This is a genomic window from Pseudomonas sp. R11F, assembly GCF_050312575.1.
Taxonomy (GTDB): Bacteria; Pseudomonadota; Gammaproteobacteria; order Pseudomonadales; family Pseudomonadaceae; genus Aquipseudomonas; species Aquipseudomonas palleroniana.
In genome coordinates, this window is record NZ_JBNPJU010000046.1 from 236,381 (window position 1) to 248,679 (window position 12,299).

General features: G+C 60.4%; 11 protein-coding genes. 3 read left to right on the forward strand and 8 right to left on the reverse strand.

Annotation, left to right across the window (positions count from 1 at the left end; genetic code table 11):
- Positions 1 to 28: 28 nt before the first annotated feature.
- Complete coding sequence (locus ACQRBV_RS13395; RefSeq protein WP_104994706.1) at positions 29 to 1,552, reverse strand: fumarate hydratase; 1,524 nt, start codon at positions 1,550 to 1,552, stop codon at positions 29 to 31.
- Between the two features lie 214 nt (positions 1,553 to 1,766).
- Between ACQRBV_RS13395 and ACQRBV_RS13400 the strand changes: the two genes are divergently transcribed.
- A complete protein-coding gene (locus tag ACQRBV_RS13400) occupies positions 1,767 to 2,699 on the forward strand; it encodes an iron-sulfur-binding ferredoxin reductase (protein ID WP_090368827.1) in 933 nt (310 codons plus the stop codon).
- A gap of 209 nt (positions 2,700 to 2,908) precedes the next feature.
- Here the strand turns inward: ACQRBV_RS13400 and pyk are convergent, their stop codons facing one another.
- A complete protein-coding gene (pyk, locus tag ACQRBV_RS13405; protein ID WP_060754218.1) occupies positions 2,909 to 4,360 on the reverse strand; it encodes a pyruvate kinase in 1,452 nt (483 codons plus the stop codon).
- Between the two features lie 175 nt (positions 4,361 to 4,535).
- On the opposite strand from pyk, the gene ACQRBV_RS13410 reads away from it, so the two are divergent.
- On the forward strand, positions 4,536 to 4,910 hold the full coding sequence (locus ACQRBV_RS13410) for a tetratricopeptide repeat protein (protein WP_060754217.1): 375 nt from the start codon (positions 4,536 to 4,538) through the stop codon (positions 4,908 to 4,910).
- A gap of 224 nt (positions 4,911 to 5,134) precedes the next feature.
- The gene (locus ACQRBV_RS13415) at positions 5,135 to 5,494 is read left to right on the forward strand and encodes a PilZ domain-containing protein (RefSeq protein WP_060754216.1); all 360 of its coding nucleotides are present in this window, start codon (positions 5,135 to 5,137) and stop codon (positions 5,492 to 5,494) included.
- Between the two features lie 57 nt (positions 5,495 to 5,551).
- Here the strand turns inward: ACQRBV_RS13415 and ACQRBV_RS13420 are convergent, their stop codons facing one another.
- The 6 genes from ACQRBV_RS13420 to ACQRBV_RS13445 are packed head-to-tail and all read right to left on the reverse strand — an operon-like array spanning position 5,552 to position 12,222.
- Positions 5,552 to 6,883, reverse strand: a complete 1,332-nt coding sequence (locus ACQRBV_RS13420) for a DUF58 domain-containing protein (protein WP_060754215.1) — start codon at positions 6,881 to 6,883, stop codon at positions 5,552 to 5,554.
- 7 nt (positions 6,884 to 6,890) lie between these two features.
- The gene (locus ACQRBV_RS13425) at positions 6,891 to 7,886 is read right to left on the reverse strand and encodes an AAA family ATPase (RefSeq protein ID WP_411984795.1); all 996 of its coding nucleotides are present in this window, start codon (positions 7,884 to 7,886) and stop codon (positions 6,891 to 6,893) included.
- Entirely contained in the window at positions 7,883 to 9,040 is a 1,158-nt protein-coding gene (locus ACQRBV_RS13430; protein WP_411984794.1) for a DUF4350 domain-containing protein, read from the reverse strand. Before ACQRBV_RS13430 ends, ACQRBV_RS13425 begins: the two co-directional genes overlap by 4 nt.
- Positions 9,037 to 10,566, reverse strand: coding sequence for a DUF4129 domain-containing protein (locus ACQRBV_RS13435; RefSeq protein WP_411984793.1), 1,530 nt, complete (start codon positions 10,564 to 10,566; stop codon positions 9,037 to 9,039). The genes ACQRBV_RS13430 and ACQRBV_RS13435 overlap by 4 nt, the downstream gene beginning before the upstream one ends.
- Complete coding sequence (locus tag ACQRBV_RS13440; RefSeq protein ID WP_411984792.1) at positions 10,553 to 11,533, reverse strand: stage II sporulation protein M; 981 nt, start codon at positions 11,531 to 11,533, stop codon at positions 10,553 to 10,555. Before ACQRBV_RS13440 ends, ACQRBV_RS13435 begins: the two co-directional genes overlap by 14 nt.
- On the reverse strand, positions 11,530 to 12,222 hold the full coding sequence (locus tag ACQRBV_RS13445) for an RDD family protein (RefSeq protein ID WP_060754210.1): 693 nt from the start codon (positions 12,220 to 12,222) through the stop codon (positions 11,530 to 11,532). The genes ACQRBV_RS13440 and ACQRBV_RS13445 overlap by 4 nt, the downstream gene beginning before the upstream one ends.
- Positions 12,223 to 12,299: the final 77 nt, after the last annotated feature.

Genomic DNA, 12,299 nt, shown 5'->3' on the forward strand with positions numbered 1-12,299 from the left:
CATGCGCCATCGGGTGTAGTGAGCGGGCTTACTGGACTTCTACCGCCAGGCTGTCACTGATCTTTTTCTGCCAGATGGCAGGACCGGTGATGTGGACGGACTCGCCCTTGCTGTCCACCGCGACGGTGACCGGCATGTCTTTGACCTCGAACTCGTAGATCGCTTCCATGCCCAGTTCGGCGAAAGCCACGACGCGCGACTTCTTGATGGCCTGGGCCACCAGGTAAGCGGCGCCGCCGACGGCCATCAGGTACACGGCTTTGTGGTCCTTGATCGCTTCAATGGCGGTTGGACCGCGCTCGGATTTGCCGATCATGCCCAGCAGGCCGGTTTGTTCGAGGATCTGACGGGTGAACTTGTCCATCCGCGTCGCGGTGGTCGGGCCTGCCGGGCCAACCACTTCTTCGCGCACCGGATCAACCGGGCCGACGTAGTAGATGAAGCGGCCCTTGAGGTCCACCGGCAGGGTTTCGCCCTTGTTCAGCATCTCGACCATGCGCTTGTGCGCCGCGTCGCGACCGGTGAGCATCTTGCCGTTGAGCAATACGGTTTCGCCCGGCTTCCAGCTCTGCACTTCTTCCGGGGTCAGGGTGTCGAGGTTGACGCGGCGGGCCGACGGGCCGGCTTCCCAGACGATCTCCGGGTAGGCGTCCAACGGTGGCGCTTCCAGCGATGCCGGGCCGGAACCGTCGAGCACGAAGTGGGCGTGACGGGTGGCGGCGCAGTTGGGGATCATGCACACCGGCAAGGACGCGGCGTGGGTCGGGTAGTCCATGATCTTCACGTCGAGCACGGTGGTCAGGCCGCCGAGGCCCTGGGCGCCGATGCCCAGTTGGTTGACCTTCTCGAACAGCTCCAGGCGCATCTCTTCGATACGGTTCTGCGGGCCGCGCTTTTTCAGCTCGTGGATGTCGATGGATTCCATCAACACTTCCTTGGCCATGACGGCGGCTTTTTCGGCGGTGCCGCCGATGCCAATGCCCAGCATGCCCGGAGGGCACCAGCCGGCGCCCATGGTCGGAACGGTCTTCAGTACCCAGTCGACGATCGAGTCGGACGGGTTGAGCATCGCCATCTTCGACTTGTTCTCGGAACCGCCGCCCTTGGCTGCTACATCCACTTCCACAGTGTTACCCGGGACGATGGAGTAGTGGATCACGGCCGGGGTGTTGTCCTTGGTGTTCTTGCGCGCGCCTGCCGGGTCGGCAAGGATCGATGCACGCAGGACGTTTTCCGGCAGGTTGTAGGCGCGACGCACGCCTTCGTTGATCATGTCGTCCAGGCCCATGGTGGCGCCATCCCAACGTACGTCCATGCCCACGCGCACGAACACGGTGACGATACCGGTGTCCTGGCAGATCGGGCGGTGGCCGGTGGCGCACATGCGCGAGTTGATCAGGATCTGGGCGATGGAGTCACGGGCCGCTGGCGATTCTTCGCGCAGGTAGGCTTCGTGCATGGCCTGGATGAAGTCAACGGGGTGGTAGTAGGAAATGAATTGCAGGGCGTCGGCAACGCTCTGAATCAGGTCGTCTTGCTTGATCACGGTCATGAGTCGCGCTCCTCTATAAGGGAACATTCAATAAAGGTGGCTTCAGTGTTGCATCGGTCGGCTGAAACCACCTTTCCAAGGCACGCCAAAGTGGTGCAGGCGCGACGCTAAAAAGGCGCGGCAGTATAACCCGGCACGGTGGCCGATACACCCGACTATGGTCAAACTGTCGCAGGCGTGATTCCCTGTGTGCCCCTTATGATTGAGTCCTCCCATGCCTGAACTGTACGTCGGTGAGCGCCACTGGTCGGTCACCACCGGCAGCAACCTGCTGGATGCCCTGAACCAGGCGGGTGTGGGCGTGCCCTACAGTTGTCGGGCGGGCAGTTGCCATGCGTGCCTGGTGCGATGCCTGGGACAGGTCGACGACCAGCAGCCAGACGCCTTGAGCCCGGCGCAACGCCAGGACGGCTGGCGTTTGGCGTGTCAGTGCCAGGTTATCGGCGATCTTGAGGTTGAGACCTTTGATCCGCTGCGTGACGGTTTGGCGGCCCGGGTGGTGGGCGCCGACTGGTTGAACACAAATGTGCTGCGCCTGCGTCTGCAACCGGAACACGGCCTGCGTTATCGGGCCGGGCAACATCTGGTGTTGTGGGCGGGGCAGGTAGCGCGGCCCTATTCCCTGGCCAGCTTGCCCCAGGAAGATCCGTTCCTGGAGTTTCACCTCGATTGCCGCCAGCCGGGTGAGTTCAGCGATATTGCCCGGCAGTTGCAGGTGGGCGATGCGCTGCGATTGGGTGAGTTGCGCGGGGGAGCGCTGCAATACGATCCCGACTGGCACACCCGGCCGTTGTGGCTGCTGGCTTCCGGCACCGGCTTGGGGCCTTTGTGGGGTGTGCTGCGTGAGGCGTTGCGCCAGGATCATCAAGGCGCCATCCGCGTGATTCACCTGGCCCATGATGCGCAGGCTCATTACTTGGCCGGTCCCCTGGCGGAGCTGGCCGCGCAGCATCCCAACTTGACTGTGGAACTATGGACGGCGGCTGAGCTGGCCCAGGCATTGGCGCAACTGCGGCTTGGTTCGCGGCAAACCCTGGCTCTACTCTGCGGGCATCCTGCCAGTGTCGAGGCGTTTTCCAAGCGGCTGTTCCTGGCCGGTTTACCGCGTAATCAACTGCTGGCCGATGTGTTTGTGCCCCGTGGTTGAGGGCTGAATTGCGCTGCTGCGATGAAGGTGTGTTGTCTGGGTGGGCCTCATCGGGAGCAAGCCCCCTCCCACATTGTGATTTGTGAACACATTCAAGTGTGGGAGGGGGCTTGCTCCCGATGGGGCTATGAAGCCAATACAAAATCCGATCTGCAAAGCAAAAAGCCCCGCCATTCACATGGCGGGGCTTTTGTTTTTCAGCGTGTCACTCAGACCTGCGGGTCGCCCACATGCAGGATCTTCATGCCATTCGTGCCACCGGTGGTGTGGTAGCTGTCGCCCTTGGTCAGGATGACCCAGTCGCCTTTCTCGACGACGCCGCGCTTGACCAGTTCGTCGATCGCCTTCTGGCTGACTTCGTTGGGTGCCAGCGAGGCCGGATCGAACGGAATGGTGTATACGCCACGGAACATCGCCGCGCGGGCCTGGGCTTCGCGGTGGGGGGTGAACGCGTAGATCGGCACCGAGGAGCGGATGCGCGACATGATCAACGGCGTGTAGCCACTTTCGGTCAAGGCGATGATCGCTTTCACGCCCGGGAAGTGGTTGGCGGTGTACATGGCGGCCAGGGCGATGCTCTGGTCGCAGCTTTCGAACACTTTGCCGATACGGTGGCTGGAGGTCTTGCTGGTCGGGTGCTTTTCGGCACCGACGCAGATACGCGCCATGGCTTGAACGGCTTCCAGCGGGTACGGGCCGGCGGCGCTTTCAGCCGAGAGCATCACGGCGTCGGTGTAGTCGAGCACGGCGTTGGCCACGTCGGACACTTCGGCACGGGTCGGCATCGGGTTCTGGATCATCGACTCCATCATCTGGGTCGCCACGATCACCGCTTTGTTGTGGCGACGGGCGTGCAGGATGATTTTCTTCTGGATACCGATCAGCTCGGCGTCGCCGATTTCCACGCCCAGGTCACCACGGGCAACCATCACCGCGTCGGAGGCGTTGATCAGGCCGTCGAGGGTTTCGTCATCGGCCACGGCTTCGGCGCGTTCGATCTTCGCCACCAGCCAGGCGGTGCCGCCGGCTTCGTCACGCAGTTTACGCGCGTATTCCATATCAGCGGCGTCGCGCGGGAAGGACACGGCGAGGTAGTCCACTTCCATTTCGGCGGCGAGCTTGATGTCGGCCTTGTCTTTGTCAGTCAGCGCCGGCGCCGTCAGGCCACCACCGCGACGGTTGATGCCTTTGTGGTCGGACAGCGGGCCGCCGATGATCACGGTGCAGTGCAGTTCAGTCGGGGTCGCGGTTTCGACGCGCATCACTACGCGACCGTCGTCCAGCAGCAGCTCGTCACCGACGCCGCAGTCCTTGACCAGGTCCGGGTAGTCGATACCCACGACTTGCTGGTTGCCTTCGGTCAGCGGATGGCTGGTGGAAAAGGTGAAGGTGTCACCGATCTTCAGCTCAATACGCTTATTGGTGAATTTGGCGATACGAATTTTCGGGCCTTGCAGGTCACCCAGCAATGCAACGAAGCGACCGTGCTTGGCGGCCAGGTCACGCACCAGTTTGGCGCGAGCCTTGTGCTCGTCCGGGGTGCCGTGGGAGAAGTTCAGACGGGCGACGTCCAAACCAGCCAGAATCAGCTGTTCGAGGACTTCCGGCGAGTTGCTGGCCGGGCCAAGGGTGGCGACGATTTTGGTACGACGGACGGACATGCACAGACTCCTGAGTTCAAGCGCTGGGGAAGGCTACTATGCTCTTTCGTTGTAGTCATTGTTCGTTTGCACTACTTATCGGCGATTGACTTGTTTTCGTTGCGGCTGAATAGGCGAACGCCCTTGAAGATTTTCGACAAGGGGTCGATACACTGCACAAGACAGGAGAACCCCCATGCGAATTTTGCTCGTTGCCGCCTTGGCCGTCAGTGTAGTCGGCTGTACCCGCTGGTCGATGGACCATCATTTGAACAATGCCTACCGTGCCTACGGGGTGGGTGATTGCGAGCGTGTCACCCTTGAGCTGTCCCAGGTCGACCGTGAAAGCCGTACCCGCCGTTATGTGCAACCGGAGGTCTCGATGTTGCGCGGGCAATGCCTGGAGCGGCAGAAACTGTTCGTCGATGCGGCGCAAACCTACCAGTTCATCATCAGCCAATACCCATCGAGTGAGTACGCCTATCGTGCCCGCGCCCGGCTCGATACCTTGCAGCAGTTGGGGCACTACTCGGGTGCCAGCGTGGCACAGCCACGTCCCGCATCTTTGTAATGATATTTGTGATTTGATTGCTGGCCTGTTGCCAGGCGTGGGCTATCCTTTGAATGTCCGTTTGTACAAGTTTCCATTCAAACGGATGAGGCGCCCGGATTCGGCCGTTGTTTAGTGGCAATGCAGTAGCTGTTGCCACACCGATATCCAGGCAGAGCGGGCAATGGGCTCGTTCCGAATCACTGGCACGGCCAGATTCATGGCCACTGGATGGCGATTTCATCATGATTACCGAACGAAGGATCGAACGGCATCAGTTATCTTGTTTTTTGCAGGTGTTCAATCGTCTGACCGACAAGCCTGTCGGCTTTCTGGGCAACCTCTCTGAAGAAGGGCTGATGTTGATCAGCCAATTACCCATGATGGTCGATGCGGATTTTGAGTTGCGCTTGAAGATCCCCGGATCTGACGGCGAGTTTCAGTACGTTGACCTGACGGCCACCTGTTTGTGGAGTTATGAGGACATCAACCCACAGCATTATGATTCCGGCTTCTGCATACGTCAGGCATCCGAAGAGTATCGGCAGTTGATCACTGCGTTGTTGCATTATTTCAGCTTCGATCCGCTGCAGGCCTCCGCTTGAACACGACGTGTTGTCGGCTCGGTCGGCGCTTGTCCTCGATCGGGCCGTACGTTTTTTTTAGAAAGCCCCGGCTTTTTTCCAGCTCTGATAACGCGTGACCAATTTGGCTCCCAACTCGGACGGCAGGGCATCGAGCACCGATAGCCCATGGGCGTTCAAACGATCATGCAGTTCATTGCGCGTGTTGAGGTAATCAATCGCGCCACTGTAGGCCAATGCTTCCGACAGGGTCTGCACGGGGACTTGGCGCAGTTCATCGAGGACATGTTCTCGCAGGCTGGCGACCATCACCCGGTGCTGCCGACTGATACGGTTGACGGCAGTCATGAGTGCCTCATCGTCTTCATCCCTTAGGTTGGTCACCACGATCACCAGCGCTCGACGCTTTTGTCGAGCCAGCAGATGGCTTGCGGCGGCCTCATAGTCGGCTGTTTTACGGGTGGTATCCAGGTCGTAAACCGTATTGAGCAATACGTTCAGTTGGCCACTACCCTTGACCGGTGCCAGGTAACGCGGCTGGTCACTGGCAAAGGTGCACAGACCCACGGCATCGCCCTGTCGCAACGCGACGTAGCTGAGCAACAGGCAGGCGTTGAGGGCGTGATCGAAATGGGAGAGCTCGTCGTCCTGGCTGCGCATGCGCCGACCGCAGTCGAGCATGAACACGATTTGCTGGTCGCGCTCATCCTGGTATTCGCGGGCGATTGGCGTGCGCTGCCGTGCCGTCGCTTTCCAATCGATCTGGCGCAGGCTGTCACCCTCGCGAAACTCGCGCAGCTGATGAAACTCAAGCCCCAACCCTCGTCGCGGGCGTTGACGTACGCCGAGTTGGCTCAGCCAGTTATCCACACCCTGCAACTGTGCGCCGTACAATCGGGCGAAATCCGGGTAAACGCGGGTAGCGTCCCGAGCGTCGATCAAGCGTCGAGCCGACCATAGCCCTAAGTGGCTAGGCAGGTGGATTTCGCAACGACTGAAGCTGAAATGCCCTCGTCGCAAGGGGCGAACGCGATAGCCCAGCTCGCAGCGCTCGCCAGGTCGCAACTCTATGGACTGCGGCAGGTTCTCCAGGCTCAAGCCATCCGGTACGTGATCGAACACCGTCAAGGTGATGGGTTGTGGATAACTGTGCTGCACTGCCAGCCTGACTTCCCCCCAGCGTCCCAACGCCAGGCTGCCGGGTAATTGCCGTTCTATTCGCGGCGAAGGGCGGCGGCGCAGGCGTAAAGCGTCCAGCAGCGAGAGCAGCAGCAACGCCAGCAACAAGCCCCAGGCCACCGAATGCAACGTGTCGGGCACCTTGAGCTGCAAGGCTGCCGCAGCACCCAGCACAATATTCAAGCCCAGCAGCACGCCAAGCCAGGTCAGAAGCAGACGGGTTGGTTTCATTGCCGGGTCATTGCCTTGGTGCCGCAATCTGATCAAGCAACTGCTTGAGTACCTGGTCCACTTCCAATCCTTCTATGTCCAGCTCAGGCGCAATACGTACCCGGTGACGCAGTACCGCCAGGGCGCAGCCCTTGATGTCGTCTGGCGTGACGAACTCCCCGCCGCGCAACAGGGCCCGGGCACGAGCTCCACGTACCAGAGCGATCGAGGCCCGTGGGCCGGCGCCGATGGTCAGCCCTGGCCAGCTGCGTGTGGCACGCGCTATCCGTACCGCATAATCGAGGACTTGTTCATCCAGGGGCATCTCACTGGCTATCTGTTGCAACTGCACCACATCGTCAGCCTGCAGCACAGTGCGTAATGGTTGCACGTCCAGCATGTCGGCCCTGGATGACCGGGTCACTTCGCGCACCATATCCAGCTCTTGTCGAGCATCGGGATAATCCATGCGCACCTTGAGCATGAAGCGATCCAGCTCGGCTTCCGGCAGCGGGTAAGTACCTTCCTGTTCGATGGGGTTCTGGGTCGCCAGCACCATGAACGGTTGGCCGATGGGCAAGGCTTCCCCTTCAAGCGTGACTTGGCGCTCCTGCATGGCCTCAAGCAGCGCCGCTTGCGTCTTGGCGGGAGCACGGTTGATTTCATCGGCCAGTAGCAGGTGCGTAAACAACGGCCCCTTGCGCAACTTGAACTGTTGGCTTTGCAGGTCGTACACGGCATGCCCGGTGACGTCGCTGGGCATCAGGTCGGGGGTGAACTGGATGCGTGCGAAATCGCCACCAAAGCAGCGGGCCAGTGCCCGGACCAGCAGGGTCTTGCCCAGGCCAGGCACCCCTTCGAGCAATACATGGCCTCCCGCGATCAATGCCGTGAGCACGTCATCAATGACCTGATCCTGGCCGATCACGGCTTTGCGCAATTCAATGCGCAAAGCCTGGGCTTGCTGGCTGGCCTGCTGCAGGCTTGTGGTGTTCAGGACGGTGGACGGTGGGTATTCGCTCATAAGGCATTCCTGAGAGTTTGCAGGCTGGTCACCTGGCGGCTGAAATCGGCGCTGGAGAGCCGTTTCAACGGGAGTGGGCCGAGTGCCTGGCGGATGGCATCGGAGGGTTGTCGAGTCAGGTTTTCCAGTACCTGCCATTGTGCTGCCGTGTCCAGGTGTTCAAAGCCTGGATGGCGCTTGCGGGCGGTGCGCAGGATGTCGCGTTGGAGCGCTTGCAACAGTGCGGCCTGCCCACCGCGACGCAGCAGGAAATCGGCGCTGGCCTTCAAGTGTTCCTGCAACTGCCGGCGCGCTCGGGGGACGGGCGCCTGTATCGGGCCTTGGCGCATGCCGACGTGCCAGAGCGCCAGGCTTATCAGTGCGACGAGCGCTACCAATGCCTGTGGGAAATAACGCATCAACAGGGTCAGCAAGTTTTCCACGTCGCTGTTGAACAGCAAGGTGACGTCGGTGTTCTGGTTGAGGTACCACAGCAGCCAGGCGTTATCGTGCTTGCCGATATTCGGGGTTTTCCACAGGTCGCTGTCGGTGACCACCGTTACATGACCTTGCCCCAGGTCAAGTTGCATCAGGTGGCTGGACTTGGCGCTATTGGCTGAAAACTGGGCAAGGTGTCTCGGGTCGGTGAGGTTGAAGTCGGTATCGAAACTGAAGTAGGCCGGGGCGGTTTCGTTGTCGACGTAAAGCTTGGTCAGGTCCGGTGCTTTCTTTTTACGCGGTGATGCCGGCTCGTCGAACGTGTCACTCAGGGCCTGATGGATATTCAGGCGATCGAGCAGCAGGTCGCCGCTTTTGCCCGTTTCCTCATCCCATAACGCCTCGGCCACCACCAGCAGGTGGCCACCGGCTTTTGCCCAATCCAGCAGTTGTTCAACCTGGCGCGGGGTCATGTTGCTGCGCTCACCCAGCAGTAACAGGCTTTGGCCTTTAGCTGGGCGATCGGTTAGCCGTTCGATGCCATAGGCATGTTCCGCTGCCAGGCCTTGGCTGCGTAGAAAGTACTCGGCTGCCAGGTAGGGATTGGCCAGCGCTTGCGCAGACGGACCGTGGTCCACCACTTCTTCATAAGGGATCGCCTTGTGCCAGGCGTATAAAGCGCCGGCTCCCAGCAGCCCAGCCAGCAGCAGCGCGACCCACAGTAACGGCCTGTTCATGGGCGCACTCCCGAACTGAAGAGTGCGCGCCAATCGTTGCAAAGCTGTTGTTGGGTGGCGGCGGGAGGAAGGCGGTGACCGTATGCAAGGTTTTGCCAGTGGCGCGTCAGCTCATCACTGAAGGCCAGCAATTGCGGTTGCCTCAAATGATGAATGTGTTCCAGTACCTGGCCTTCGGTATCGGCGCTTTTCAGCGGCAAATTGAATTCATGCAGTAATCGGCTGAGCAGGCCGCGATACAACAAGCCCAGTGCTTCCCGTGGTTGGCTGGCCCATAGCTGCTCGGCAGCGCCGGCGATGTCTTCCGGCAAGGTTTCAACTCCCAGTTCCAACCCGAACAACTGAGCGGGAACCGGTTTGAGCGTTTTGGGTAAAGGCTGCCGGCCACGGCTGACGAATGTGCGCAGCCATTCACGGTAGCGCCACAGCAGCAGGGCGACTGCGCCGAGCACCAGGCTCCACAGCAGTATCTCCAAGCCTTGGGCAATGTGTTTGAAGGCATTGCTGTTGAGGTTATCCAAGAGTGCCTGCAACCAGGCTGGCAATTTACCATCGCCTTTTGCTTTGCTTTTGACGGCTGTTTTTTCTTCACCAAAGCGATAACGGGTGACGGTTTCAGGGTTCTTGAAGGGAGGGTTTTCCAGCACCGACTGAATGGATTGGCTGGCCGAGTGAGTGCTGAGCGGTTTGGAAACAACCGGTTCGTTCGCCATGGCGGGTGGAGTGAAGGGTGTGAGCATCAACCCGACCACCAGCAGCAGTAGCGGTACGATGCTACTCAGGCGTTGGCGCAGGTTGCGGAATATCAGCTCCAGGTCCCAGGCTTCCAGGACGGTACGGCGATTGAGGTACAGGCTGAAGCCGCAGGCGACGTAGATAGGTTCCCAGAACACCAGGATCAGGGCGTAGAAGGCGTTGCCCAGATGGTCCAGCCACAGTTCGTTGGCGTCTGCTGCCAATGCCATTCGTTGCCAGTCCCAATCCATTTCTATCTGTTTTGGAATGAACAGGTAGAACAGGGCCATGCAACCCAGCCATAGGCCGATTTCCAGGTGCATCCCTATGAGGGTCAGCCAGCGTGCGGCTCCAGCGTTATGTTGCAGCAATACCCCCAGGCGCTTCTGACGTGCCGGGCCGTCCAGGCCCTCAAGCTGGCTGACCGGCAATACAAAGCTGCGGCTCAGGCTCAGTCGGCGCCAGGTCAGGCTGGCCAGCAGTTGGCCCTTGAGCAGGCGCGGCCAATGGCGTACGGCCTGCCTGATGCCTGGTATTTCACCAAATAGCGCCTTGGAAAGGATGTACAGCGGGAGGCGGTCGAAGGCCGGCTTGAGCCACCAGAACAGCAACAGGGAAAAAGACGGATACTCCCAGAGCAACACCGTGAGCAAGGTAAATATCGGCAAAGTGACCATCGCCCAACTGCTCATCAGCAGACGACGATGTTCTCTGGCCATCAATCCACCAAGGTCCATGGCTTCCCAGGAGGTACGCGGGCGAATGGTCACGCTGGCGTCAGTCAGGCGCATGACGGGTCCGTCCAGCCAGGCTCAGATAAGCGACCACCAAACACCAGAATGTGGCGCCCATGAGGTATTTGATCCAGGGGGCGATCGTGGCGATGGATGACCAGTACGCTTCGATGAACGCCGCGATCAACAGGAATATCATCACGCCACAGAGCATCTGCACGCTTTTGCGCGCTGCCAGGCGCAGGGATTCGCTGCGCGTCAGATGCCTGGGGGCTATCAACGACCAGCCCAGTTGCAAGCCTGCCGCACCGGCCAGGGCGATGCCACTGAGTTCGAATGCACCGTGACCGATCACAAATGACCAGAACGTCTGGCCGTAACCGATTTCGGTCAGGTGTCCGGATATCGCCCCGATGATCAGCCCGTTGAAAATCAGGAAGAACACGCTGCCCACGCCGAACAGCAAGCCGGCGGCAAACGTCTGGAAGGCGATGCCGATGTTGTGCATCACGTAGTAGCCGAACATCATCCAGTCTTCGCTGGAGGCCCGTTCGGCCGCACGGCCCAGGTGGCTGGCATCGGGGTCGTACATGCCTTGCATTTCAGCGACCTGTTGGGGGCTGACGATGCTGTAGATCAGGTCGGGGAACAGATAGACCAGCACGGCTATAGCCACCAGGCTGCCGAAGAACAACAGGCTGGCGATCAGCACAAAGCGCCACTGTTCGCGTACCAGGCGAGGGAAGTCGGCCAGGATGAAAGCCAGTACGTTCGCCGCCAATTGGCTGCGATGACGATAGAGTTGCTGGTGGCCACGCAGCGCAAGTTGCTGCAGCGGGTCCACCAGGTAACTGCTATAGCCGCGCTCCTGGGCCAGGGCCAGGTGTTGGCACAACCGCCGGTACTGATAGGGGAAGTCGGTGACATCAGCGGCCTTGGCTTTACCTTGTTCCAACTGCTCCAGTTGTTTGGCGAAGGCTTGCCATTGCTGCTGGTGGCGGCTTTCAAATTGGCTCTGCTTCATGTCGGCCCCAACAGGCCACGGGCCACGCCATTGAGTTGTTCGGCAGCACGAGCCGGGGACACGTGCAGGGGCACGGCAAGGATTGCGGCCAGTTCATGCACGCGCTCGGCCGACAGTTCGCCCTGGCGTTCGGCGAAAGCTAGGATTGCACGTTGTTCGTTCAGGTCCAGTGCAAAGGGCAGGCGCAGGGGGGCGGCTTGAGGTATGCGGGGCCGAACCAGCGGCTGCTCGCGATAGACCACCAGCGTCCCGGCGGCCAGGTCGCCGAGCCGTTTGAAATGGGGATGTTGCAGGCAACTGATGGCGCCGAGGAAGTAGCCGAAAGGCAGCATGTCGACAAAGCGCAACAGGTTGCGGATCAGGGAGGACGACCAGCCGATGGGAGTACCGTCGTCCTGTACGACACGCAGGCCCATGACCTGCTTGCCTGGGGAGCTTCCTTGGTTGAGGACTTCAAACAGCACCATGTACCACCAACTGACCAGGAACAGCAGCAACGAGCCCAGGCCGATGCCGATGTTGCCGAGCAACGCCAGTGGCACGAGCAGGAGGCCCATGAGCAGCCCACGCAAACCCAGGTCAAAAGCAAAGGCTAATACACGTACCAGCAAGCCGGCGGGGCGCAAGGGCAGGTCGATACCCTCCGGGGTCTCGATCTGGTAGCGGGTGTCCAGCGGGGCTGATGACATTGCGATCCTTGGCAGTGCTGAGCGGTTCAGAGACACGGATGCTAGCAGTGTCGACGCCGGAAGCAACCATTCAAGGT